At 71.4% G+C, this 24,143-nt stretch carries 19 protein-coding genes; 2 read left to right on the forward strand and 17 right to left on the reverse strand.

Annotated features, from left to right (window positions below; genetic code table 11):
• Positions 1–10: 10 nt before the first annotated feature.
• The 13 genes from nuoL to HMPREF9062_RS11215 all read right to left on the reverse strand — a co-directional run bounded on the left by nuoL (position 11) and on the right by HMPREF9062_RS11215 (position 14,834).
• The gene (nuoL, locus tag HMPREF9062_RS11155) at positions 11–2,032 is read right to left on the reverse strand and encodes an NADH-quinone oxidoreductase subunit L (protein ID WP_009750251.1); all 2,022 of its coding nucleotides are present in this window, start codon (positions 2,030–2,032) and stop codon (positions 11–13) included.
• Positions 2,033–2,042: 10 nt separating this feature from the next.
• Complete coding sequence (gene nuoK / locus HMPREF9062_RS11160; protein ID WP_009750252.1) at positions 2,043–2,348, reverse strand: NADH-quinone oxidoreductase subunit NuoK; 306 nt, start codon at positions 2,346–2,348, stop codon at positions 2,043–2,045.
• Positions 2,345–3,349: an NADH-quinone oxidoreductase subunit J gene (locus tag HMPREF9062_RS11165; RefSeq protein ID WP_009750253.1), complete on the reverse strand. Its 1,005-nt coding sequence runs from the start codon at positions 3,347–3,349 to the stop codon at positions 2,345–2,347. Before HMPREF9062_RS11165 ends, nuoK begins: the two co-directional genes overlap by 4 nt.
• Complete coding sequence (gene nuoI, locus HMPREF9062_RS11170) at positions 3,349–4,071, reverse strand: NADH-quinone oxidoreductase subunit NuoI (protein ID WP_009750254.1); 723 nt, start codon at positions 4,069–4,071, stop codon at positions 3,349–3,351. Before nuoI ends, HMPREF9062_RS11165 begins: the two co-directional genes overlap by 1 nt.
• Positions 4,064–5,539 carry an NADH-quinone oxidoreductase subunit NuoH gene (gene nuoH / locus HMPREF9062_RS11175; RefSeq protein WP_009750255.1) on the reverse strand — a complete coding sequence of 492 codons (1,476 nt, stop codon included), beginning with the start codon at positions 5,537–5,539 and terminating at the stop codon, positions 4,064–4,066. Before nuoH ends, nuoI begins: the two co-directional genes overlap by 8 nt.
• Entirely contained in the window at positions 5,536–8,328 is a 2,793-nt protein-coding gene (locus tag HMPREF9062_RS11180) for an NADH-quinone oxidoreductase subunit G (protein WP_009750256.1), read from the reverse strand. Before HMPREF9062_RS11180 ends, nuoH begins: the two co-directional genes overlap by 4 nt.
• A gap of 3 nt (positions 8,329–8,331) precedes the next feature.
• Positions 8,332–9,606 carry an NADH-quinone oxidoreductase subunit NuoF gene (gene nuoF, locus HMPREF9062_RS11185; RefSeq protein ID WP_172634883.1) on the reverse strand — a complete coding sequence of 425 codons (1,275 nt, stop codon included), beginning with the start codon at positions 9,604–9,606 and terminating at the stop codon, positions 8,332–8,334.
• A gap of 77 nt (positions 9,607–9,683) precedes the next feature.
• A complete protein-coding gene (nuoE, locus tag HMPREF9062_RS11190) occupies positions 9,684–10,388 on the reverse strand; it encodes an NADH-quinone oxidoreductase subunit NuoE (protein WP_009750258.1) in 705 nt (234 codons plus the stop codon).
• Positions 10,388–11,782 carry an NADH-quinone oxidoreductase subunit D gene (locus HMPREF9062_RS11195; protein ID WP_009750259.1) on the reverse strand — a complete coding sequence of 465 codons (1,395 nt, stop codon included), beginning with the start codon at positions 11,780–11,782 and terminating at the stop codon, positions 10,388–10,390. Before HMPREF9062_RS11195 ends, nuoE begins: the two co-directional genes overlap by 1 nt.
• Positions 11,782–12,552, reverse strand: coding sequence for an NADH-quinone oxidoreductase subunit C (locus HMPREF9062_RS11200; protein ID WP_009750260.1), 771 nt, complete (start codon positions 12,550–12,552; stop codon positions 11,782–11,784). The genes HMPREF9062_RS11195 and HMPREF9062_RS11200 overlap by 1 nt, the downstream gene beginning before the upstream one ends.
• On the reverse strand, positions 12,549–13,169 hold the full coding sequence (locus HMPREF9062_RS11205) for an NADH-quinone oxidoreductase subunit B (protein ID WP_009750261.1): 621 nt from the start codon (positions 13,167–13,169) through the stop codon (positions 12,549–12,551). Before HMPREF9062_RS11205 ends, HMPREF9062_RS11200 begins: the two co-directional genes overlap by 4 nt.
• Positions 13,170–13,209: 40 nt before the next feature.
• Positions 13,210–13,569: an NADH-quinone oxidoreductase subunit A gene (gene ndhC, locus HMPREF9062_RS11210; protein WP_009750262.1), complete on the reverse strand. Its 360-nt coding sequence runs from the start codon at positions 13,567–13,569 to the stop codon at positions 13,210–13,212.
• Complete coding sequence (locus HMPREF9062_RS11215; RefSeq protein ID WP_034255008.1) at positions 13,566–14,834, reverse strand: geranylgeranyl reductase family protein; 1,269 nt, start codon at positions 14,832–14,834, stop codon at positions 13,566–13,568. Before HMPREF9062_RS11215 ends, ndhC begins: the two co-directional genes overlap by 4 nt.
• Before the next feature lie 450 nt (positions 14,835–15,284).
• Between HMPREF9062_RS11215 and HMPREF9062_RS11220 the strand changes: the two genes are divergently transcribed.
• Both HMPREF9062_RS11220 and HMPREF9062_RS11225 read left to right on the forward strand, forming a co-directional pair.
• Positions 15,285–16,082 (forward strand): demethylmenaquinone methyltransferase, encoded by a 798-nt coding sequence (locus HMPREF9062_RS11220; protein ID WP_156790029.1) that lies wholly within the window; start codon positions 15,285–15,287, stop codon positions 16,080–16,082.
• 9 nt (positions 16,083–16,091) lie between these two features.
• Positions 16,092–17,492 (forward strand): isochorismate synthase, encoded by a 1,401-nt coding sequence (locus tag HMPREF9062_RS11225; protein WP_009750266.1) that lies wholly within the window; start codon positions 16,092–16,094, stop codon positions 17,490–17,492.
• 370 nt (positions 17,493–17,862) lie between these two features.
• On the opposite strand, the gene HMPREF9062_RS11230 is transcribed toward HMPREF9062_RS11225, so the two are convergent.
• From HMPREF9062_RS11230 to argF, 4 genes are all read right to left on the reverse strand, one after another.
• Positions 17,863–19,452 carry a S1C family serine protease gene (locus HMPREF9062_RS11230; RefSeq protein WP_009750267.1) on the reverse strand — a complete coding sequence of 530 codons (1,590 nt, stop codon included), beginning with the start codon at positions 19,450–19,452 and terminating at the stop codon, positions 17,863–17,865.
• Positions 19,453–19,708: 256 nt separating this feature from the next.
• A complete protein-coding gene (locus tag HMPREF9062_RS11235; protein WP_253270711.1) occupies positions 19,709–21,589 on the reverse strand; it encodes a thiamine pyrophosphate-binding protein in 1,881 nt (626 codons plus the stop codon).
• A gap of 83 nt (positions 21,590–21,672) precedes the next feature.
• Positions 21,673–22,824 (reverse strand): o-succinylbenzoate synthase, encoded by a 1,152-nt coding sequence (locus tag HMPREF9062_RS11240; RefSeq protein ID WP_009750269.1) that lies wholly within the window; start codon positions 22,822–22,824, stop codon positions 21,673–21,675.
• A 170-nt stretch (positions 22,825–22,994) separates the two neighbouring features.
• Entirely contained in the window at positions 22,995–24,029 is a 1,035-nt protein-coding gene (argF, locus tag HMPREF9062_RS11245) for an ornithine carbamoyltransferase (protein WP_009750270.1), read from the reverse strand.
• Between the last annotated feature and the right edge of the window lie 114 nt (positions 24,030–24,143).

Here is a 24,143-nt window from a genome sequence, read left to right on the forward strand (position 1 = left end):
TCGTGTCCTCTCAGAACCTGCTGGCCAGGACGGCGATGAGGGCGAGCACCGTTCCGCCCAGCATGTAGCCTGCGTAGGAGCGCACGTAGCCGGACTCGGTGAGTCGCACGAGCCGCCCGGCGCCGGCGGCGCTCCTGGCGAGCCCCTCGACGGCGCCGTCGACGACGTAGCGGTCCGAGGCGGTGGCGGCGACGACGAGCCCCTGGGAGGGGCGCATGGCGGCCGCCTCGTTGACGGCGTCCTGGTACATGTCGCGGCGAGCGGCCTCGACCAGAGCGTTCGCCGGCTGGACGACGGTGGGCACGGCGCGGCGGGCGTACATGAACCACGCGACGCCGACGCCGAGGAGGACGAGCACGAGCGTGGCGCCCATGATGGTCGTGGCCGGCAGCACGGGCTCGCCGTGCTCGACGCGGCCGGTGACCGGCTCGAGCCAGGTGACGAAGGCGTCGTCGACGGACAGCGCCCCGCCCAGGCCGATCGAGAAGATCGACAGGACGACGAGCGGGAGGGTCATGAGCCAGCCGGACTCGTGGGGGTGGACGGCGCCCTCCAGGTCCTTCTCGGTGGTCCAGCGGCGCGAGCCGTGGAAGATCATGAAGAACAGGCGGGACATGTAGAAGGAGGTCAGGCCCGCGCCCAGGAGCGCCACGGTGCCCAGGACCCAGGGGCGCGCGCCGTCGCCGACGAAGGCGGCCTCGATGATCCCGTCCTTGGACCAGAAGCCGGAGAAGGGCGGGATTCCCAGGATGGCGAGCCAGCCGACGCCCATGGTCACCCACGTGATCCGCATGATCCCGGCCAGGCCGCCGAAGCGGCGCATGTCGACCTGGTCGCCCATGGCGTGCATGACGCTCCCCGCGCCGAGGAAGAGCTGGGCCTTGAAGAACCCGTGGGTCAGCAGATGGAAGATCGCGACGGCGTAGCCGATGGGCCCCAGGCCCGCACCGAGCATCATGTAGCCGATCTGGCTCATGGTGGAAGCGGCCAGCACCTTCTTCATATCGTCCTTGGCGGACCCGATGATCGCCCCCAGCACGAGGGTGATCGCTCCGACGACGGCGACGGCCAGCTGGGCGTCGGGGGCGCCCTGGAAGATCGCGCCGGAGCGGACCATGAGGTAGACGCCGGCGGTGACCATGGTGGCCGCGTGGATGAGGGCGGACACCGGTGTCGGGCCGGCCATGGCGTCGCCCAGCCAGGCCTGGAGCGGGAACTGGGCGGATTTGCCGCAGGCGGCCAGCAGCAGGAAGAAGCCGATGGCGGTCAGCCATCCCGTGCTCAGCGCCCCGTCGGAGGCGGCCGGCAGCACGGAGATGAAGGCCACCGAGCCGACCCGGGAGACCATCGCCATCATGGCCAGCAGCAGGCCGACGTCACCGACGCGGTTCATGATGAAGGCCTTCTTGGCGGCCGTCGCGTTCTCCCGGCTCGCGTCCCGCTCGGCGGCCGGGGCATCGGCGTCGGCGGTATTCCAGAAGCCGATGAGCAGGTAGGAGGCCAGCCCCACGCCCTCCCAGCCGACGAACAGAACGATGTAGGAGTCGCCCAGAACGAGGGTGAGCATGGCGGCGATGAACAGGTTGAGGTAGGCGAAGAAGCGCCGGCGGTCCCGGTCGTGGGCCATGTAGGCCACCGAGTACAGGTGGATGAGGAAGCCGACGAAGGTCACCAGGGCCACGAAGGTCAGCGACAGCGGATCGATGCGCAGCCCGACGGTGACGTTGAGGGGGCCCGCGCCGAACCAGTGCCACAGGCGCACGTCCATGGTGCGCTCGTCGGCGCTCAGGCCCAGGACCTGGGCGAGGATCCCCAGGCCCAGGCAGGCGCTGACCAGGCTGGTCAGCAGGCCCAGCCAGTGACCCCAGCGGTCGCTGGCGCGTCCGGCCACCAGGAGGACGGCGGCGCCGACGGCGGGCACGGCGATGAGCAGCCAGGCCAGGGCCGCCGGACCGGTGGCGGGGGCGACGGAGGGCGCGGGGGGCTGTCCGGCCCCCAGGACCCCGGCGACCACGAGAGTTGGTGCGGTCATGTGATGCCCCTCAGTTCTTGAGCAGGTTCTCGTCGTCGACCGACGTGGACCTGCGGGTGCGGAAGATGGACACGACGATGCTCAGGCCCACGACGACCTCGGCGGCCGCGACGACCATGACGAAGAAGGCGAACACCTGGCCGCTCAGGTCGCCGTGGATGCGGGAGAAGGTCACCAGGACGAGGTTGACGGCGTTGAGCATGAGCTCGACGCCCATGAGCTCGATAATGGCGTTGCGCCGCAGGAGCACCGTGAGCGCTCCGAGGGTGAACAGCACCCCGGCGAGCGCGATGTAAGCGGTGACGGGGACGGTCACTTCTGCTCCTCCTTGCTGCTGTGCCCGTTCCCCCGCTCGGCCGGCGCGGGGTCGGTCTCGGAGCGGTCCTCGCCCGGGGCGTCCTCCTGCGGGCTCGGGGCGGTCACCGGCTGGACGACGTCCGGTGCGGGAGCTCCGGGCATGGCGGGCATGCCCGAACGCCCCACCGTGGCGTCCTCGCGGCTCGCGATGGTGCCCGCGCGTTGGGCGGCGCCCGCTTCCGGGGACGCCTCGGACAGGTCCAGGCCCTGGTCGCGCACGCGCAGCACGCGCGGGACGGACTCGGCCAGGGCATCGCCGTCGGCGCTCAGAGCGGGTGCGGTGGCGGCGTTGGTGGCGGCGTAGACGCCGGGCATCGGCTTCTGGCCGGGGTGGGCCCCCTCCTCGGCGTAGGCGCGCATCCTGGCGTCCACCTGGTCGCGCTGGGTCATGCGGGGCCGGATGCGCTGACGGTGAGTCAGCGTCAGAGCGCCGACGGCGGCGATGACGAGTAGGACGCCGGTCAGTTCCATGGTGACGACGTGGTCGCCGAACAGGACTCCGGCGAGAGCGGACGGAACGGCGGCGTCCCCTCCCTGGAGGCCGGAGGCGCTCGGGATGGCTGAGCGCCACACGACGGCGGCCAGCACCGCGACCAGACCGACCCCCAGGAGGGCGATGACCCATCTGCCGGCCGACGAGCCGGCGGTCGAGACCGGCTCGTCGCCGCCGATGCCCACCATCATGATGACGAACAGGACGAGCGTCATGACGGCGCCGGTGTAGACGACGATCTGGGTCATGCCCAGGAAGGGGGCCTCGCCGGCAACGTAGAGGACCGCCAGGCCGATCATGATGCCGATCATGTTCGCCGCGGCGGACACGGCGCGCTTGGCGGTCAGCAGGCCGAGACCGCACACCACGGTGATCAGGGCGACGACGCCGAACAGAATCGTCTCCCCGGTGGAGGCCGTGCCGGCGTCGGTCAGGGTCGCGGGAGCGAGAACGGGCAGGATTCTCATCAGTGCACCGCCTCCCCGACCGGGCTCGGAGCGGGCGCCGGCCGGGCCGACGCCAGGGTCGGGTCGTCGGGCCGGTGCGCGCGCACCCAGTCGACCTGCGCCTGGGTGATGCCGGTGACCTCGCCTCGATAGTAGTCGCCGTCCTCGGTCCCCTCGACCATGGGGTGGGGGGTCTCCAGCGCCCCGTCGGGCACGGGGGCGAGCAGGTCCCGCTTGTCGTAGATCAGGCCGGTGCGCGTGGGCCCGACGAGCTCGTCGATCTCGTGGGTCATGGTCAGAGCGCGCGTGGGGCAGGCCTCGATGCACATGCCGCAGAAGATGCAGCGCAGGTAGTTGATCTGGTAGACGCGTCCGTAGCGCTCGCCGGCCGAGTACTGGGCGCCGGGGGCGTTGGAGGCGGCCTCGACGTAGATGGCGTCGGCCGGGCAGGCCCAGGCGCACAGTTCGCAGCCGATGCATTTCTCCAGGCCGTCGTCGTAACGGTTGAGCTGATGGCGTCCGTGGTAGCGCGGCATGAGCACCGGCGGCTCGAACGGGTAGAGCTCGGTAACGGTGGGGCGGAACATCGAGGAGATGGTCACGCCGTAGCCGGCGACGGGCGCGAAGATGCGCCCGACGGGACCGGGCAGGTCGCGCAGCCACTGGTTGTGGTCCGTGCTCCGCCCGCCTCCGGGCTCATCGCTTCCCGCAGCGCGGGGGGTGTCGGGGGTCTGGTCAGTCATCGGTTCCCTCCTGAGCGGTGTCGCCGGAGCCGGAGTCGGACGGGGGCGGGGAGATCGCCACGGAGCCGGCGACGGTCTCGGCCAGGGAGCCGGTCACGGCGTCGGCGATGGAGCTGGCGGCGTCGACGCGGGCGGGCTCGGCCGCCTTGCGGGTGCGGCGGGCGCGCGGGGAGACCGGCAGTTCCTGGCCGGGCATCGGCGGGACGGGATAGCCGCCGGCGAAGGCGTCGAGCTCCTCCCCCGGCGCGGTCACGCCGTCGCCGCTCGGCGCGGAGGAGTCCTCGCCCTCGGGCTCGGGCAGGAAGAAGAGAACGAGCATGGCGATCAGGAAGACGAGGGCCAGGGCCAGCAGCAGGGCTCGGGGCGAGCCGCTCAGGAAGGCGCGGAAGCCCTGGACGACGACGACGAGCACGAACCAGGCCAGCGAGACGGGGATGAGGACCTTCCACCCCAGCTTCATGAAGTGGTCGTAGCGGATGCGCACCAGAGTGCCGCGAGTCCAGATCATGAAGAACATGACGGCCCAGACCTTGATCACAAACCACAGCACGGGCCACCAGCCGGAGCCGGCGCCGTCCCAGAAGAGAGTCAGGATGAAGGGGTGCCAGCCGCCCAGGAACAGGGTGACGCATACGGCCGAGACATTGAACATATTGATGTACTCGGCCAGGAAGTACCAGGCGAACTTCATCGAAGAGTACTCGACCATGTGACCGGCGACGAGCTCGCCCTCGGCCTCGGGCAGGTCGAAGGGCAGGCGGTTGACCTCGCCGATCATGGAGACGACGTAGATGAGGAAGCTCGGGATCATGACCAGCCCCCACCACAGCCGCTGCTGCGCGTCGACGATGCCGGAGGTCGACATGGTCCCCGAGGCGAGGAAGACCGTCAGGATCGACAGGCTCATGCTCAGCTCGTAGGAGATGACCTGGGCGGCCGACCGCACGGCGCCGAGGAGGGGGTAGGTGGAGTGGGTCGACCAGCCGCCCAGAATAATGCCGTAGACGCCGAAGGCGGTGATCGCCAGGATGTACAGGACCGCCACTGGGAAGTCGGTCAACTGCAGCGGAGTGGAGTGCCCGAATACGCTCACCTGCGGTCCGAAGGGGATGACCGCGTAGACCATGAAGGCGCAGAACGCCGCGATGACCGGAGCCAGGATGTAGACGAACCTCTCGGCCCCCTTGAGCCAGAAGTCCTCCTTCATGATGAGCTTGGCGGCGTCGGCGACGGCCTGGAGGAAGCCGAAGGGGCCGTTGACGTTGGGGCCCGGGCGCGTCTGCATGCGCGCCAGGCCGCGGCGCTCGACCCACAGCACGAGGAGGACGGACACGATGAGGAAGGCGACGATGACGACCGCCTTGATGAGCGTGAGCCACCACGTCTCGGCGGAGAAGTCCGCAGTCACGCCCCCTTCGGTGCTCAGGGCCGCTGCCGGGCCGACGTGAAGAAGAGCCGTGGTACTCACCGAGCCACCTCCGTACTGGTCGCTGTCCTGGGCTGCGCGCTGGTTCTCGCACCGGTTCCCGTCGCGACCCGGGTGAGCGACAGGCTGACGCGCGAGCCGTGGCGGGCGCCGAGCGTCTGACGAATCGTGGAGCCGGCCGAGCACTCGGGCAGCCAGACGGTGCCCTCGGCGACGCCGCCCGCCACTGCCGCGGGCAGCGTGATGGTGCCGGCAGCGGTGGACACCTCGACGCTCTCACCGCCGACCAGGCCCAACCTGGCGGCGAGGTCCGGAGCGACGCGGGCGACCGGGCGCATGGCCGTGGCGGCGAGGAAGGGCTCGCCGTCCTGAAGACGACCGGCGTCGAGCATGGGCTTGTGGGTGGCCAGGACGGCGTCCAGGCCGGACACGGTGGAGACCCCCACGACGCCGGCGACGTCGGGCACCCCGGCTTCGTCGTCCGCCGACTGCGCGGGCCCCTCCGTGAAGACGACACCGCCGCGGGCTCCGCCCCACAGGCCGAGGTCCGCCAGCCGGGCGTGGAGAGCCGCCAGGTCGTCGACCTCCAGGTCGATGCCCATCTGCGCCGCGAGCATCCCCAGGACCTGCCGGTCGGTGCGGGCGCGGGAGACGTGGGCCTGGCCGAAGGGGCGCACGCGCCCCTCCCAATTGACGAAGGTGCCGTTCTTCTCCTCGGCGGGCGCCACCGGCAGAACGACGTCGGCGTGCTCGCTGATCTCGCAGCGCCGGACTTCGAGCTGAACGGTGAAGCCGGAGGCGGTCAGCGCGGCCCGGGCCAGCCCCGGATCGGGGAAGTCGCGCAGGTCGACGCCGCCGACCACCAGACCGCCGAGGGACCCGTCGACCAGGGCGGTGAGGATCTCGGTGGTGTCGCGCCCGGGAGCGTCGGGGAGGGGCTCCTGGGCGCGAACGCCGGCGGGGTCGACGCCCCAAGCGTCCTGGACCTGGCGACGAGCGCCGGCATCGGCCACGGGGCGGCCGCCGGGCAGCAGGCCGGGCAGCAGGCCCGCCTCGATGCCGCCGCGCTCGCCCGCCCGACGGGGCACCCAGGCCAGGCGGGCGCCGGTGGCGGTGGCCAGGGTGTCGACGACGGAGAGCAGCCCTGGCACGGCCGCCGCGCGCTCGCCCACGAGAATGGCGGCGCCCGCGGACTTCAGCGCCTCGACGACATCGGGGTGGCTCTGGGCCAGCAGGGCGATAGCGCGCGCCTCCTGGCCGGGGGCGGTCAGCACGGTGGTCGCGCCGAGCTTGCGCGAACCGTTGGTGATGGTCGGGGCGATGGTGGCCACGGACACTCCGCCGGCCCGCACGCCCTTGCGCAGACGCAGGAAGAGGGAGCCGCACTCGTCCTCGGGCTCGAGGGCGACCAGGAGGACCTGCCCGGCCCTCTCCAGGGACGAGTAGGTGACGTCGCCCAGCCCCGTGCCGGCGACGCGGGCGGCCAGGAAGGTGTCCTCCTCCCTGGAGTGGTCGCGCACGCGCTGGTCGATGTCGTTGGTGCGCATGACCTGGCGGGCGAACCGGGACCAGGCCCAGCCGTCCTCCAGGGTGATGCGAGCCCCGGGCAGCAGGCCGACCCCGCCGTCGTCGCGGGCCCGGGTCAGGCCGCGAGCGGCGACGTCGAGAGCGTCGGACCAGCTCGTGGGCTCCAGCTCACCGGCTTCGTTGCGCACGAGCGGAACGTGCAGGCGGTCGGGCTGGGCCGACCAGGCGAATCCGAAGCGGTCCTTGTCGGTGATCCACTCCTCGTTGACCTGCGGGTCGTTGCCGGCCAGACGGCGCAGCACGACGCCGCGACGCATGTCGACGCGGATGGCGGAGCCGGAGGCGTCGTGCTCGGTGATCGAATCGGTGGACACCAGATCCATGGGGCGGGAGCGGAAGCGGTAGCGAGCGCTCGTGAGCGCCCCGACCGGGCAGATCTGGATGATGTTGCCCGAGAAGTAGGAGGCGAAGGGACGTCCGGAGACGTCGAGGTCCTCGCGGCCGGCCAGGTCGCCCGGCCCGTAGACGGCTCCGTCGACGACGCCGGGACCGCCGTCGGGCCCGGCCAGATCGGCTTCGGGGACGAGACGGGCCTCGCCGCGGATCGTCTCGAGGCCGGCCGGCGGGGCCTCTGCGTCGAAGAAGTCCAGAACGGTGGAGTCGTAGCGGCCGATCTGCTCGGAGTAGAGCCCGCCGGTGATCTCGCCCCCGACATGGCCGGCGCCACGGCCCTGGAGGGCGATGAAGGGATCGCCGGCGATCTGGTCGGCGAAGCGCACGCAGCGCTGGCACAGGATGCAGCGGTCGCGGTCGAGCAGAATGTTGCCGGTCAGGCGCAGCGGCTTGGGAAAGGTGCGTTTGACATCGGTGAAGCGAGTCGCGGACCGGGCGCCGGAGGCCATGAGCTCGATGGCCTGGTTCTGCAGGGGGCACTCACCGCCCTTGTCGCACACCGGGCAGTCCAGCGGGTGGTTGATCAGGAGGAACTCCATGGTGCCGGCCTGCGCCCTGGCGGCGACTTCGCTGGTGGCCTGCGTGCTGATCTCCATGCCCTCCATGGCGGTCATGGCGCATGAGGGCTGCGGCTTGGGCATGGGGCGCACGACGCCGTCGCGTCCGGGCATGGCGACCTCGACCAGGCACTGGCGGCAGTTGGCCGACGGCGCGAGCAGCGGATGGTCGCAGAAGCGGGGGATGCGGACCCCGATCTTCTCGGCGGCACGGATGAGGAGCGTGCCCTTCTCCACCTCGACGGGCACGCCGTCGATCGTCATGCGGACCATGTCGGTGGCCGTATCAGTCATGTCTCACCGTGCGCTTTCAACGATAGCGGAGGCCGCGTAGGGGAAGAGCTCGGCCGCGGCCGTGGTGTACCCGGCCTCGAACTCGGCTCGGAATCGCTTGATACCCGACAGGATGGGGGTGGCGGAGGCGTCGCCCAGGGCGCAGAAGGAGCGGCCGGCGATGTTGGAGGCGATGTCCTCGAGCTTCTCGACGTCGCCGGGCAGCCCCCGCCCCGCCTCCAGGCGCAGCATGATCTGGCGCATCCAGTAGGTGCCCTCACGGCAGGGGGTGCATTTGCCGCAGGATTCGTGCTGGTAGAACTCCGTCCACCGGGTCACCACGCGCACCACCGAGACGGTCTCGTCGAAGACCTGAAGCGCGCGGGTGCCGAGCATCGATCCAGCACCGGCCACCGACTCGTAGTCCAGGGGCACGTCGAGCTCCTCGGGTCCGAAGATCGGCGTGGAGGAGCCTCCCGGTACCCAGAATTTCAGCTCGTGGCCCTCCCTCACCCCGCCGGCCAGGGCGATGAGCTCGCGCATGGTGATGCCGAAGGGCGCCTCGAACTGGCCGGGGTGAGCCACGTGGCCGGACACGGAGAATATGCCGTGACCCTTGGACTTCTCGGTGCCCATGGAGGAGTACCACTCGGGCCCGCGAGCGAGGATTCCCGGCAGGGAGGAGATGGTCTCGACGTTGTTGATGACCGTCGGGCGGGCGTACAGGCCCTGGGCCGCCGGGAAGGGGGGCTTGAGGCGAGGATGGCCGCGGCGGCCCTCCAGGGAGTCGAGCAGTGCCGTCTCCTCCCCGCAGATGTAGGCGCCGGCGCCCGCGTGCGCGGTGATGGTCAGAGGCCGGTCGCCGTCGAGGCCGAAGCCGTCCTCCAGCAGCCCCGAGTCCTTCGCCTCGGCCACGGCGCGGAGCAGTCGGCGGTAGGCGTGGGCGACCTCGCCACGCAGGTAGATGAAGGCGTGATCGCAGCCGATGGCGCGCGAGCAGATGGCGACGCCCTCGATCAGGGCCTGCGGGTTGGCCATGATGGTGGGGATGTCCTTGCACGTGCCCGGCTCTGACTCGTCGGCATTGACCACGAGGTAGCGGGGCAGACCGTCGGGCGCCGGCAGGAAGGACCATTTCAGGCCCGTGGGGAATCCGGCTCCACCGCGGCCGCGCAGGTTGGAGGCCTTGACCAGATCCACGAGCTCGTCGGGGGCCATCCTCCTGGCCCTGGCCAGGCCCTCGTAACCGCCGTTGGCGCGGTAGGTCTTCAAGGTCCAGGAGCGCTTCCTGTCCCACATGTCGGTGACGGCGGGCGTGAGGGTCCCCGGCTCGGTGAAGACGGGGACCCGCGGCTCGCGGGCGGGGTTCTGGTCGCTCACTCGGCCTCCTCCTCCGGGACGCTCCAGCCCCTCTCGCGGGCGATGCGCAGGCCCAGCAGGCTCGCCTCGCCCGCCCCGATGCCCTCGTCGGCGCGGCCGTCCTCGAAACCGGCCAGCAGCCGTTCGTTATCCCGGAAGGTCGGCAGAGTCTCGGGTCCGCGGGTGGGGGCGACGGGCTCGCCGCGCTCCAGGCGGGTCACCAGGTCGACGGCGGAGGCCGGAGTCTGGTTGTCGAAGAACTCCCAGTTGACCATGACGACCGGGGCGTAGTCGCAGCCGGCGTTGCATTCGATGCGCTCAAGGCTGACCCGGCCGTCCTCGCTGGTCTCATCATTGCCCAGGCCCGTGTGCTCGCTCACGGCCCGCCACACCTCATCGCCGCCCATGACGGCGCACAGGGCGTTGGTGCACACCCCCACGTGGTACTCCCCCACGGGGTGGCGGCGGAATTGACTGTAGAAAGTGGCGACGGCGGACACCTCGGAGCGGGTCAGCCCCAGCTTCTGCGCGCACAGGGCGATTCCGCGCGGGGAGACGAAGCCGTCGACGCTCTGGATCAGGTGCAGCATCGGGATCAGTGCACTGCGCTCGTGACCCGCGGGGTAGCGGGACATGATCTGGTCGATCTCGGCGTCCAGGTGCGCACCCGTCTCGGGGTCGTAGCCGGCGGCGATCGTGCGGGCGTTCTCAGTGGTGCTCATCAGCGGTCCACGCCTCCCAGGACGGGGTCGATGGAGGCCAGTGAGGGGACGAGGTCGGCGATCATACCGCCCTCCCCCATCATGGCCAGCGACTGCAGGTTGGAGTAGGAGGGATCACGGAAGTGAACCCGGTAGGGGCGGGTGCCGCCGTCGGAGACGGCGTGGACGCCCATGACCCCCTTGGCGTGCTCGACGGCGGTGAAGACCTGACCGGCGGGGACGTGGAAGCCCTGGGTCACCAGCTTGAAGTGGTGGATGAGGGATTCCATGGAGGTTCCCATGATCTCGCGCACGTGCTCCAGGGACTGGCCCTGACCATCGGTGGCGATGGCCATGCGGGCCGGCCAGGCGATGGTCGGGTCGGCCACCATGGTCGTGTTGGACGGATCGTCCCCCCGCCCGGCGATCTGATCGAGGCGATCCACGCACTGGGAGACGATCTTGAGCGACTGGTAGCACTCGTCGAAGCGCACGGCCAGACGGTTGTAGCAGTCGGATCGGTCGTAGACGGGGATGTCGAAGTCGTAGGTCTCGTAGCCGCAGTACGGGGAGACCGTGCGCATGTCCAGTGGATAGCCGGCGGCCCTGAGGCACGGCCCGGTCAACCCCATGGCCATGGCGGCCGCCAGGCTGACCTCCCCCACGCCGACGAATCGGGATTTCAGGATCGGGTTCTCCATGAGGAGGGCCTCGAGTTCGCCGACGTCGTTCTTGATGTTCGGCATGACCGAGCGGACGAAGTCGGTCAAGCCCTCGGGGATGTCCTGGGCCAGGCCGCCGGGACGCACGTAGGCGTGGTTCATGCGCAGGCCGGAGACCATCTCGAAGACCCGCAGAACGTTCTCGCGGCAGCGGAAGGCGATGGTCATGAGCGTCGTGCCGCCCATCTCATTGCCGCCCGATCCGACGGCGACGGCGTGGGAGGCGATGCGGTTCAGCTCCATGAGCAGCACACGCATGACCGTGGCCTTCTCGGGGATGTCGTCGGTAATGCCGAGGAGCTTCTCGACCGCCAGGGCGTAGCCGACCTCCTGGAAGAAGGGGGCGACGTAGTCCATGCGGGTCACGAAGGTCTCGCCCTGGACCCAGGTGCGGTACTCCATGTTCTTCTCGATGCCCGTGTGCAGGTAGCCGGTGCCCACGCGGACCTCGGTGACCCTCTCGCCGTCGACCTCCAGCACCAGGCGCAGCACGCCGTGGGTGGAGGGGTGGACGGGGCCCATGTTGAGCACGATGCGGTCGTGGGCGAGACGGTCGGCCTCGTCGCGCGCGGCGATGGCGGCGACGACGTCGTCCCAGTCCCCGCCGCCGAGCGTGTACTGGGGGGCGCCGTCGGCGAGGTCGTCGGTGGCGGGGCCGGCGGCGCGGAAGTCGGGTGCGGCTGCGGTGCTCATCAGTGGTACGACCTCCGGGTGTCGGCGGGGGCGGTGGAAGCGCCCTTGTACTCGACGGGGATCCCGCCGAGCGGGTAGTCCTTGCGCTGGGGGTGACCCACCCAGTCATCGGGCATGGCCGAGCGCGTGAGATTGGGGTGTCCGTCGAAGACGATGCCCATGAGGTCCCAGGTCTCGCGCTCGTGCCAGTCGTTGCCCGGGTAGACCGGCACGATGGAGGGCATGTGCGGATCGGCCTGCGGACAGGCGACCTCCAGGCGCAGCGCCCGCCCGCCGTGGGTCAGACTCATCAGGGCGTAGCAGGCGTGCAGCTCGCGGCCGACGTCATCGGGGTAGTGGACGCCGTCCACACCCAGACACAGCTCGAAGCGCAGATCCTGGTCGTCGCGCAGCGGGCGCACGACATCGAGGAGATGCTCGCGGGCGATGAACAAAGTGAGCTCGCCGTGCTCGACGACGACCTTCTCGATCGCCTCGGCGGCCTCGACTCCGCAGGCGGCCAGGTCCTCGATGAGCGCGTCGACGACCTCATCGAACCAGGAGCCGTAGGGGCGGGTCGCGGCCGGAGCGAGCGTGACAACGGTGCGGTGCCGGCCGTAGCCGGTGGTGTCGCCGGCGTCGGCGGCGCCGAACTGGCCGGTGCGGGTGGCCACGACCTCGGCGACCAGCTCGGGGCGCACCGGAGTGCCGGGGACGACCTCGGGGACGGGGGCGACGACCGGGGCGGCGTCCTCGCCCGCGGCGTCGGCGGGAGCGGTGTTCTCACTCATGCGAGCAGGCCCTTCATCTCGGAGGTGGGGGTGGCCTTGAGGGCGGCGGCCTCGACGGCGCGTGCGATCTCCTCGCGGTGGGCGAGGATCGGGCGGCGTTCGATCTGACGGGTCAGCTCCAGCATGGCGTTGATGAGCATCTCGGGACGCGGCGGGCAGCCGGGCAGGTAGATGTCGACCGGCACGATGTGATCGCAGCCCTGGACGATCGCGTAGTTGTTGAACAGGCCGCCCGAGGAGGCGCAGGCCCCCATGGAGATGACCCACTTGGGCTCGGGCATGGAGTCGTAGACGTTGCGGACGATCGGCGCCATCTTGTGGGAGACGCGGCCGGAGACGATCATGACATCGGCATGGCGCGGGGAGGCGCGGAAGATCTCCCAGCCGAAGCGGGACATGTCGAAGCGGGGGGTGCCGGCCCCCATCATCTCGATGGCGCAGCAGGCCAGCCCCATGGTCACCGGCCACAGCGAGCGGGCCTGGGCCAGGCCGGTCAGCTGCTCGACGCTGGTGATGAGGAAGCCGGGGCCGTCGACGGACTGCTCGGCGGCGAGCTGGAGGTCATCCCGCTTGGAGGGAATGCGGAGCATCTTCTCGTTGTAGTCGCGCATGTTCATGGTGTGCCTCTTCCTCTGCGTCCTCTTCGGCTCGTCCCGCTCAGTCCCAGTCCAGCCCGCCGCGGCGCCACTCCAGGACGTAGGGCACCGTGATGAGGGCGGTGAAGAGGAGGGCGGCGCCCATGCCGAACAGGCCCAGGCGCCCGAAGGCCGTGGCCCACGGGTAGAGGAAGACGACCTCGACGTCGAAGATGATGAAGGTCATGCCCACCAGGTAGAAGGCGACGGGGAAGCGCCCGCTGGCGGTGTTGGTCGGGGTGGGGTCGATACCGCACTCGTAATTGGCGACCTTGACCCTGTTGCGCCGGTTCGGGCTCACGATCGCGGACAGGACGAGGCCTCCGATGGCCACGACCAGGGCCATCGCCGCCATGATGAGCAAGGAGACGTAGGGGTTCATGCTGCCGGCACCATTCTTGTCAGGAGCTGGATGAGGTGGTCGGTGGCGTCGCCGCCGCGACGCTCCCAACCGTCGGACAGGAGCTTGGAGACGAGCTTCATGAGACGTTTGCGGCCCAGACCATAACGGATGCACGCACGCATGACCTCGGGATGCTCGATGAGGGCCACGAAGATGCGGCCGAGGGTGTAGTAGCCGCCCATCTCCGCCTCCAGGGCGGCGGGGTACTGGGCCAGCGCGCGCTCGCGGCCCGCGGCGGTCGAGCGCGCCGCGGCCTGCGCGGCGGCCTCGGCGGCCAGACGGCCGGACATGAGGGCCTGGGCGATGCCCTCACCGTTGAAGGGCGAGACCATACCGCCGGCGTCGCCCACCAGCATGAGGCCGTCGGCGTAATGGGGCTTGCGGTTGAAGGCCATGGGCAGCGCCGAGGAGGCCAGAGGGCCGACCTGGTTGTCCGGGGTGAATCCCCATGAGGCGGGGGCGCTCGCCAGCCAGCGCGCGAAGACCGCCCGGTAGTCGACCCGGGCGGCGGCGGGATGCGAGGACACCGAGCCCAGTCCGACGTTGACCAGGCCGTCGCCGACGCTCCACACCCACCCGTATCCGGGCAGGAGGGCGGAGCGGTTCGCGGGCCCGTCCCACAACTCCAGGCGGGACTCCATCCAGGAGTCCTCCGCGCGCGGGGAGCGGAAGTAGGCGCGCACGGCCACACCCAGGGGACGGCGCCCATTCTTGTCGCGTCCCATCGCGGTGGCCAGGCGGGCGGAGACGCCGCCGGCGTCGATGACCACGGGCGCGCGCAGCCGGGTCGGGGAGGAGATCCCGGGGTAGGTGAATCGGGCGGTCGGCCTGGCCGCGACGCCGACGACGCGCCCGGCGGTGTTGGTGACGGGGCCGGTGACGGTGACGCCGGTGAGCAGGCGCGCCCCGGCGTTGGCCGCGTGCTCGGCCAGGTCGCGATCGAGGTCGGAGCGCCGGCGCGCCAGCCCGTAGGAGGGCAGCGAGACCTGCTCCGGCCAGGGGATGTGAAGGCGGCGCCCTCCCCCGATGACGCGCAGCCCCTCATTGCGCCGCCAATCGGAGATGTCCACGCCCATGCGGACGAGCTCGCGCACGGCGGAGGGGGTTAGTCCGTCCCCGCAGGCCTTGTCGCGGCCGAGCTCCTGCTTCTCGGCCAGGATGACGTCCAGCCCCTGGGCGGCCAGATGGTAGGCGGCCGAGGCCCCCGCCGGGCCGGCGCCGACGACGACGACGTCGGCGCTCATGTCGCCGGCGAATGCGGGTCCACCCACGGGGGCCGCACCGCTGGCAGAATCTGCGTGCGCCATCGCTGCGTGCCTCCTCGAATTGCGTGGGACCCGGGTGGCGGCCGGTCGCGACAAGCCGACTGTCTCCGGCCTCCCGGACAGGGAGGCTTGGCTCCGACTCTACCGATGCCGTCCAGACCGCCCGACGAGACCGGCTGCGAGCGGTGTTTTCGGCGCCATGACGCAGCGGGGCCGCGGGGACCGCGCCGCCGTGGAACTCCACCCGCGCCACTAATTAGAATCAATTGCCGTGATGAATTTATTCGATACCTCCTGGGACCTGGTCCCGGAGGGTTTCGCTGGGCCGTCGGGACGGGACGGAGCGGGAGGCGGCGGCCCCGTCGACGGCGGGGCGACCGAGGTCGGGCCCGGAACGGTCGGAGCGGCGAATCTGCGATGATTCCGCCCATGAGCCGAGCCACCCTTGCCAAGAACCCGCGCGAGGTCGCGGGCATGTTCGACGCCGTCGCACGTCGCTATGACCTGACCAACGACGTTACGAGTCTGTGGCAGATCTCCATGTGGCGCGCGGTCACCCGCTCCGCCGTCGCCGCCGGGCCGGGCATGCGGGTGCTCGACCTGGCGGCCGGCACCGGGACCTCGTCGGCCGGCTACGCGGCCGACGGCGCCGACGTCGTCGCCTGCGACTTCTCCACCGGCATGGTCGCCGAGGGCAGGCGCCGGCACCCGGGGATCACCTTCGTCGCCGGGGATGCCACCGCCCTGCCCTTCGCCGATGAGACCTTCGACGTCGTCACCATCTCCTACGGGCTGCGCAACGTGCAGGACGCCGTCGGCGCCCTGCGGGAGATGGCACGTGTGACGCGGCCGGGGGGGCGGGCGGTCGTCGCTGAGTTCTCCACGCCCGCTTGGCGCCCCTTCCGCAGTCTGTACCGCTTCTACCTGGGCACGGCGCTGCCCGTGGCCGCACGACTCGTGTCCTCCAGCACCGAGGCCTACGACTACCTGGGCGAATCGATCCTGGCCTGGCCCGACCAGGAGGGGCTGGCCGCGCTCATGCAGAAGGCCGGCTGGCGGGGCGTGGGGTACAAGAACCTGTCGGGCGGGATCGTGGCCATCCACCGCGCCACTCGGCCGACGGGACCGGTGACGGGGCGGGCGGCCGGGAGTCCGGCGCAACCGGGGTGGGAGGCGGAGCGGCCGACGCAGGAGACCGGGGACCCGGCCTTCCCCGACCCGGCCTGAGGCGGCCGCGTGCAGCGCTCACGCGCCCGCGACGTCGCCGCCGCCCCCGTCCGACTGTCGTTCACGACCGAGGCACTGCCCGAGGAGGTCGACCTGCTCGCCCTGCTGGGCGGATGCGAGCAGCGCGAAGACATCGTGGCGTGGTCGCGCCGCGGCCGCGGCATGGTCGGCTGGGGCCGGATCCTCGCGGTGAAGGCGCAGGGTCCTGACCGCGTCGAGGAGCTGCGCTCCGCCTGGCGCGCGCTCGTCCACGCCTCCCGGTGGACCGACCCGCTGGTGCGGCCGGGCACCGGTCCGGTGGCCCTCGGGACCATCGCCTTCTCATCGGCCTCCCGGCAGAAGTCGGTGCTCATCGTGCCGGAGGTCCTCATCGGCGCCGACGCTCGCGGTGCCTGGGTCACGACCGCCTCCCTCTCCTCCGGCTCCTTCCAAGCGTCCTCGTCGGCCCCGTCGGGGCGGGGCGGCGCCCGTGCCCTGCTCGGTCGCATCCCCCCACGAGGCCCGTCGGCGCAGGCCCCGGAGCCGGTGCCGCAACCCGCCTCCGTGCTCCCCGGCGCTCTGAGCGATGCCGAGTACGTGGCCGCGGTCGCCCGCGCGCAGCGCCGCATGGCGGCCGGCGAGGCCCGCAAGGTCGTACTCGCCCGCGACGTCCTGGTCACCCCCGCGGCCCCGCTGCCGACCGTCCGCCTCCTCACGCGCCTGGGCCGCGACTACCCCTCGTGCTGGACCTTCGCCGTCGACGGGATGATCGGCGCCACCCCCGAGCTGCTCGTGCGTCTGGAGGGCGGGCGCCTGACCAGTCGCGTCCTGGCGGGCACGGCCCGGCGCCGACCGAATGCGGGGACCGCCCGCACTCGGACGTCGGCCGAACAGGCCGGCCTGTCTGAGCTGGCCCGGTGGCTGGAGGGTTCGGCGAAGAACAACCGCGAGCACGAACTGGCCCGGGCCTCGGCGCTGACGGCGCTGGAGCCCCTGTGCTCGGTGGTCGAGGCGCCCGAGCGCTTCGTGATCACCCTGCCCAACGTGCTGCACCTGGCCAGCGACATCACCGGCGTCGTCGCCGGGGACACCGGGGCCCTGTCGCTGGTCGGCGCCCTGCATCCGACGGCGGCTGTCTGCGGGACGCCGACGCCGGCCGCCGCCCGGATCATCGGGGAGGTCGAAGGCATGGACCGGGGCCGCTACGCCGGTCCGGTCGGGTGGGTCGACTGGCACGGGGAGGGCGAGTGGTGCATCGCCCTGCGCAGCGCCGCGGTCCCCGCCGGCGGTGCCCGCCCGGGCGCGCCGGTGCGGGTCTTCGGCGGCGGCGGGATCATGCCGGACTCCGACCCCGTCGACGAGCTGGCCGAGACAATGGCCAAGATGCGGCCCGTCCTGGGAGCGCTGGGAGTGCTGGGCGAGACCGATTGAGCGCGGGCGGGGCCGCCGACGCCGAGGGGGGCTGTCGGTCCGCACCGGTCAGATCCGGTCAGATCCGGAGGACATCCCGCTCAACCCGCCTGATTCTGCATCGAGATCGGTAGAAAACGACGATATCTGTGGATAACCGGCTGCCGCCACGGCGGTGAGACCCGGATGTGTCCAAATCCCTGGTGAACACCGGTCTGCCCCGTGAAAATCTTCGGCGAGCCGTTGGAATCACGCGGGTGCACAACGATAGGTGATCCGCTACCCCACCACCTGGCCCCCGCTCTCGCAACGTCGGCCCTGGTCGGCAGGCCGGCCGACCCGACCAGGCCCGATCGCCCGGCCGGGTCGGCCAGCGGGGCCGTCAGAGTCCTCAGGAGTCCTTGCGCTCGGAGAGGGTCACCGGCACCTCAAGCTCCTGGTCGTCGCGAATGACCGTCAAAGTCACCTGATCGTTGGCCGAGTACTGTCGCACGAAACCGGTGAGCGCGGCGGCCTGGCTCGTCATCTTGCCATCGATGGCGGTGATGACGTCGCCCTCCTTCAGTCCGGCCTTCTGCGCGGGTGAGTCCGTTTCGACCGAATTGATCTGAGCGCCGGCACGGGTGACGCCCCCAGCGGTGCCGCCACCGTCCTCGATGCTGACTCCCAGGTAGGCGTGTGTCGCCGTCCCCGTCGAAATGAGCTGGTCGGCCACCTTCTGAGCCAGGTTCGACGGGATCGCGAAACCGATGCCGATCGAGCCGGAATTCTCCGACGATGAGGACGAGCGACTCGTCGAAGCGATCGAGCTGGTGATGCCGATGACCTTGCCGGTCTCATCGAACAGCGGGCCGCCGGAGTTCCCGGGGTTGATCGCGGCGTCGATCTGAATGGCGTTGGTGACGATCCGCGAGGCCTGACTGCCGTTCTGCCCGTTCTGCTGCCCGAACAGGCCGCCCAGTCCGCCGCCGGGAATCCCGGAGCCTCCGGAGCCCGAGGAGTCATCGTTCTCCTCCTGCGTGGTGACGACGGGTCGGTCGAGGGCCGAGACGATGCCGGTGGTCACGGTCGACGACAGCCCCAGCGGGTTCCCAATGGCCATGACGTCCTGGCCCGTGGCGAGCGTGCCGGAGTCTCCGAGCTGAGCCACCGTCAGGTCCGCCGGCGGATTGTCGATCGCGATGACGGCCAGATCCGTGGCCTCGTCAGTACCGGTCAGGTTCGCCTCGTAGATGCGGCCGTCGGCCAAAGTGACCTGAATGCGGCTCGCCCCGCTCACGACGTGGTTATTGGTGACGATATGGCCGGAGGAATCGTAGATGACTCCCGATCCGAGCGACGTGGTCTGGTTCTGCTCCACGGTGATGGCCACGACGGCGTTGGAGACGGCCGTCGTGACGGCCTCCCAATCAGGAGTGGTTCCGTTGGAGGACACGGTTTGCGTGGTCGCGCCCGTGGCGATGGACGTCGGAGCCCCCGACGAGGCCGTGGTGGCGGTGCCGTGGTCGAGGTAGTGCATGCCGGCGGCCGTGCCTGCGCAGGCCAGCAGCGTCACCACCACGGAGGTGACGATGACCCCGCCCCACCCCGGCCCGCGATGACGCCCGCCGTGTCCGTCGCCCTCCGCGGAGGCCGACGCCGCGGCGTAGGGCGGTCGGTCACCGGCTCCGAAGCCGCTCACGGGGTCGTCGGAGTACCCCGAGCCGGGCGCGGACGAGGATCGCGCGAAGTTGTAGCCGAGCGGTGTCTGCGGCGCAGAGGTGTAGGGCGCCCCGGGAGCCGACCCCGCCGTCGGCGACGTGTAGGGCGTCCCGCCCGTGCCCCCACCGTACGGCGAATCAGTCGAGCCGGCCGGACCCTGCTGCGTCGATCCGCCCGAGGAGGCCGCGAAGCGTGCGGTACCCTCCGCATCGCGCCGCGCCTGCGGGCCGTCATCGGACCGCGGGGGCGTGGTACCGGACTGCTCGTCGTAGATGCTCATTGGTTCCTCCTCGGGCCGTGGCCCCTTCAGTCAAACGGCTCTCACCCAACATGGCTGGTCTGGGCCACGACCGACCCTCCTCTGGGATTTGCCTGTGAACTCCGGGCCCATTGTGCGCGGCCCCCGGCGACGATGCCAGCGGTCATCCTCACCATTCGGCCGCCGGACCCCGGCTCCGGCTTCCCGGCCGCCCACAGGTCTTCGGTCCCGCCGGACCGATTCCGCGCACGAATCCGCGGGGACATCACGAGCGTCATCATCCCCCGCCCCGGCCGGCCACGCGCGTGTGCACGACGCTGAGCCCGCGCACCGGCCGAGTCAGCACATGACGCAATTCACTCAGGGTCGTCGGCTGATGGACGCGTGCTCCCAGCGCTCGGGCGAGAGCGGGCACATCGGCGCGTTGCGGAGCGGTGAAGAACCTGTCGAAGATTCTTGCAGGGGTGACGGCGGAGTATTCCAGAGTCGAGAAGATCGCCCCGCCGGCGTCGTCAACAACGATCACCTGCAGGTCCGGCTCACTCTCGCACCGGCCCCGATTCAGGCTCATGGCGTCGTGCAGGAACGTGAGGTCGCCGATGAGTGCTCGCACCGCCCGCCCCGAGCACTGCGTGGCGGGGCCGGTGTCCGGCCGGCCGGGCGCGGGTCGGCCGGTGGCCATGCCGACGGCGGTGGCGAGCGTGCCGTCGATGCCGGCCAGACCGCGGTTGGCGAAAACTCTCGGCGCCTCGGCGACGGTCGGTCGGGCGAGCCGATCGAGGCGGCGGATCGTCAGGGACGAGCCGAGCACGAGGCGAGGACACGGGTCGGGCGCCGCCACCAGGCGCGGCCGGGGGTCCATGGGAGCGAACCGGCGCCGGCCGCCGCACGCAGGGTCCTCGGGTGGATCGGGCACGCAGGAGTCGTAGACGGACAGGGCGACGGCGTCGGCGGTCAGCTCCTCGCCAAGAGGCTCTAGCTCGGGCAGCGCCGCGACGGCGTCGCGCCAGCAGCGCATCCAGCCGCTCGGGGCGGGGCCGGCGTCGAGGGCGGCGGCCAGGTCTCCAAGACCGCTCGCGCGCAGCGGTCCGCCTCCGGGCGGGTCGGAGACGATGGCGCGGACCGTCCCGGCGACGTCGGTGATGCGGGCGGTGGAGGCGACGACGTCGATGGGGATGTCGCGGCGCGCGAGCAGGGCGGCGATGGAGCGCGAGAGGGTGGGGTGCCCGGCGACGATGACACGCTCGACCCGGTCGGCGAGCGCCCGGCCCGCGGGGGTGGCCAGCAACTCGGCGTAGCGGGTGAGCGCCTGGGTGCCGCCGCGCATCATGGAGGTGGGCTCGGCCAGCAGGGGCCAGTCGAGCTGCTCGGCGAGCCGGCGCAGGCGCAGGGCGATGGTGCGGTCATGCTGATCGCCGGCGACGACAACGCCGCGGACGGGGTCGACGGGCCGGTCGGAGCCGTGGACGATCCCACCCGGCTCATGGATGCGGATCGCGCGGACCGGCCGGCGCGGGCCGGGAGGCGGGCTCAGGGCGAGGGCTTCGTCGGGAACGGCCCCGTCGGGCCCGATCGCAGGTGCCAACGGCGGACGGAAGCGTACATTGAGCTGCACCGGCCCGGGGTCCCTCGTCATCTCGCCGCAGGCGGCGAGGAGGGCGCGGCGCACCTGGCCGGCGATGGCCGATTCGGCGGCCGCGAGACCGAGATCGCCGGTGAGGTCGGCCGGCAGGTCGACGACGGCGCGCAGGACGCCGTCGAACAGACGCGTCTGCTCAGCGGTCTGGTTGGCCCCGGTGCCGACGAGCTCATGGGGCCGGTCGGCGGTGACGACGATGAGAGGGATGCCGGCGGCATCGGCCTCCAGAACGGCCGGGTGCAGGTTGGCAACGGCCGTCCCGGACGTGGTGAGAACAGCGGTCAGGCCTCCGCGTCCCCAGTGGTCCAGGGCACGGTTGGCGCCCAGCGCCATGAAACCGGCGCTGCGCTCGTCCACGGCGACGCGCGTCAGGAGCTGCCGGCGCTCCTCAGCGGCCGCGATGACGGGGATGAAGGGGGCCGAGCGGGAGCCGGGGGCGAGGACATAGCCGTGGACACCGACACGGTGGAGGGCGTCGATGACGGCGCGGGCCATCCGGATCGCGGGCGGCTGCTCCACGGGCGGGCCGCCCGGGCCCATTGATCCGCACGCGCCGAGCCTGCCCGAGTCGGGTTCGACCCCCGGCCCGGCGACCGCCCCGCTCACAGGGGGAGCCCCGCGACCGCGGAGGAGGGGTCATCACGCTCGCGCTCGCGCCGAGTGCGCAGGGCGTTCAGAATATGCCCCAGCCGCACCTGCCAGCGGGCAGTCAGCTCGTCGTCGGCGACGACGGCGGCCAGGAGCCTGCGGGAGACGTGGACGGGCCTGACGGCGAGCGTGCCGCCGCCGGGGACGAGGGAGGGGGCGGCGACGTCGCGCTCCAGCAGACTGACCGTCCCGAGTCCGCAGGCGCCTGCCGGTCCTGGCAGCGCAGCCGCGAGCGCGACTCCGGCGCTCATGCCCACCGAGGTGTCGAGGGCCGAGGAGACGACGACGGGCATGGCCAGGCGCTCGGCCAGGGCGAAGGCGCGGCGCGCTCCGCCGAGCGGGGCGACCTTGAGGACGGCGACGTCGGCCGCGTCGCTGCGGGCGACGGCCAGGGGGTCGGCCGACAGGCGAATGGACTCATCGGCGGCGATGGGCACGTCGACGGCGCGGCGCAGGGCAGCGAGGTCGTCGACGCCGGGGCAGGGCTGCTCGGCGTACTCCAGGCCGCCGGCGGCCTTGTCGATAAGGGGCAGGATGGTGGTGGCGGTGGTCAGGTCCCAGGCCCCGTTGACGTCGACGCGGATCCGTCCGCGGGGCCCGATGGCCTCGCGGACGGCCTCGAGCCGCTGGAGGTCGGCGGCCAGACCGCTGGTGGCGTCGGCGCCGTCCCCGCGACGGCCCGCACCCGCGATCTTCACCTTGGCGGTGCCGGCCCCGGAGCGCGCGACGAGGTCGCGGGCCGTCACCGGGTCGACTTCGGGGATCGTGACGTTGACGGGAATGCTGGTCCGCCTCCGGGGCAGGTCGGCGATGCCGGTGAGTGCCGACTCGAGGGCGGAGGCGAGCCAGGTGGCGCAGGCCTCGGAGCCGTGGTCCCAGAAGGGGGCGACTTCGCCCCATCCCGCGGGCCCGTGGAGCAGGACGCCGTCGCGGTGCCCGATGCCGCGGAAGCGAGTCGCCATCGTAATGCTCCACACGACGGCGCGGTCAACGGCGTCGAGCAGTCCGCCGGGGTCCTGGGCCCGCAGGGCGCGCAGGTCGATCTCGCCGCGCGCGCGGCGCGGGACGTCGGTCGGCGCATCGGCGAGCGAATCATCTGCGGGCACATCGCCAGGATAGCCAGCGGGCGTCGCGATGCGTCCGCCACGCGCCGCGAGCGGGCGCCGAGTGGCGCGAGCGGGGCGCCAGCGGACAGGGAACCGGGGTTGAACCGCCGCGTCGGGCGCGGCGGGCAGCGGACGGGGTCGGGACGTGCCGGCCCGCTCCCGAGGCCCTCCTACTCCCCCAGGGTGGCGACCATAACGGCCTTGATGGTGTGCACGCGGTTCTCCGCCTGGTCGAAGACGATGGAGGCGGGGCTCTCGAAGACGTCGTCGGTGACCTCCAGGCCGTCCATGCCGGTGGCCCGGTAGATCTCCTCGCCGACGGCCGTGTTGCGGTCGTGGAAGGCGGGAAGGCAGTGCATGAACTTCGCATCGGGCGCGGCCCTGGCCATGAGGTCGGCATCCACCCGGTAGTCGCGCAGAAGAGCGATGCGCTCGCCCCAGACGTCCTTGGGCTCGCCCATGGAGACCCAGATGTCGGTGTGGACGAAGTCGACGCCGGCCACGCCCTCGTCGAGGGAATCGGTGAGAGTGATGCGGGCGCCGGTGGTCGCGGCCACCCGGCGGGCCTCCGCGACGCACTGATCGTCGGGCCACAGGGCCCGGGGCGCCACGATGCGCGTGTCGGCGCCGATGAGAGCGCCGTTGACGAGCAGGGAGCGGCCGGTGTTGAAACGGGCGTCGCCGACGTAGGCGTAGGAGATCTCGTCGGCGGGCCGGCCGGCGTACTCGATCATGGTCAGGCAGTCGCACAGCATCTGGGTGGGGTGCCAGTCGTCGGTCAGGCCGTTCCACACCGGGATGCCGGCCAGCTCGGCGAGGGTGGTGACCTTGGCCTGGGAGTCGCCGCGGTACTCCAGACCGTCGAACATGCGGCCGAGCACGCGAGCGGTGTCGGCGATGGACTCCTTGTGGCCGATCTGGGATCCGGTCGGGTCGAGGTAGGTGACGTGAGCGCCCTGGTCGTGCGCGCCGACCTCGAAGGAGCAGCGGGTGCGGGTGGAGGTCTTCTCGAAGATGAGGGCGATGTTCCTGCCCGTCAGACGCTGGGTTTCACGACCGGCCCTCTTGTCCGCCTTGAGCTGGGCGGCCAACTCGATGAGGGCCATCCACTGATCGGGGCTGAAGTCGAGCTCGCGCAGGAGACTACGGCCCTTGAGTTCCGCCAGGACGGCGGCGTCGGGGGCGGGAAGGGTGAAGGTGGTCATGCGGGTCCTTTCTCGGCGCGATGGGTGGGATACGGGGAGGGGAACGGGGGATCGTGTGGTATGGCGAATGCACTGCTGTACCGCCACATGCTGCGGCCCCGTTGGCTCGAATGC

The sequence above is a fragment of the Actinomyces sp. oral taxon 448 str. F0400 genome (assembly GCF_000220835.1).
Lineage (GTDB): Bacteria > Actinomycetota > Actinomycetes > Actinomycetales > Actinomycetaceae > Actinomyces.

What these genes read in the sequence shown, in the direction of transcription:
- nuoL (WP_009750251.1), bottom strand. Translation starts at nt 2,032, where the DNA reads ATGACCGCACCAACTCTCGTGGTCGCCGGGGTCCTGGGGGCCGGACAG.
- HMPREF9062_RS11165 (WP_009750253.1), bottom strand. Translation starts at nt 3,349, where the DNA reads ATGAGAATCCTGCCCGTTCTCGCTCCCGCGACCCTGACCGACGCCGGC.
- nuoI (WP_009750254.1), bottom strand. Translation starts at nt 4,071, where the DNA reads ATGACTGACCAGACCCCCGACACCCCCCGCGCTGCGGGAAGCGATGAG.
- HMPREF9062_RS11180 (WP_009750256.1), bottom strand. Translation starts at nt 8,328, where the DNA reads ATGACTGATACGGCCACCGACATGGTCCGCATGACGATCGACGGCGTG.
- nuoF (WP_172634883.1), bottom strand. Translation starts at nt 9,606, where the DNA reads ATGTGGGACAGGAAGCGCTCCTGGACCTTGAAGACCTACCGCGCCAAC.
- nuoE (WP_009750258.1), bottom strand. Translation starts at nt 10,388, where the DNA reads ATGAGCACCACTGAGAACGCCCGCACGATCGCCGCCGGCTACGACCCC.
- HMPREF9062_RS11195 (WP_009750259.1), bottom strand. Translation starts at nt 11,782, where the DNA reads ATGAGCACCGCAGCCGCACCCGACTTCCGCGCCGCCGGCCCCGCCACC.
- HMPREF9062_RS11200 (WP_009750260.1), bottom strand. Translation starts at nt 12,552, where the DNA reads ATGAGTGAGAACACCGCTCCCGCCGACGCCGCGGGCGAGGACGCCGCC.
- HMPREF9062_RS11205 (WP_009750261.1), bottom strand. Translation starts at nt 13,169, where the DNA reads ATGAACATGCGCGACTACAACGAGAAGATGCTCCGCATTCCCTCCAAG.
- ndhC (WP_009750262.1), bottom strand. Translation starts at nt 13,569, where the DNA reads ATGAACCCCTACGTCTCCTTGCTCATCATGGCGGCGATGGCCCTGGTC.
- HMPREF9062_RS11215 (WP_034255008.1), bottom strand. Translation starts at nt 14,834, where the DNA reads ATGAGCGCCGACGTCGTCGTCGTCGGCGCCGGCCCGGCGGGGGCCTCG.
- HMPREF9062_RS11220 (WP_156790029.1), top strand. Translation starts at nt 15,285, where the DNA reads ATGAGCCGAGCCACCCTTGCCAAGAACCCGCGCGAGGTCGCGGGCATG.
- HMPREF9062_RS11230 (WP_009750267.1), bottom strand. Translation starts at nt 19,452, where the DNA reads ATGAGCATCTACGACGAGCAGTCCGGTACCACGCCCCCGCGGTCCGAT.
- argF (WP_009750270.1), bottom strand. Translation starts at nt 24,029, where the DNA reads ATGACCACCTTCACCCTTCCCGCCCCCGACGCCGCCGTCCTGGCGGAA.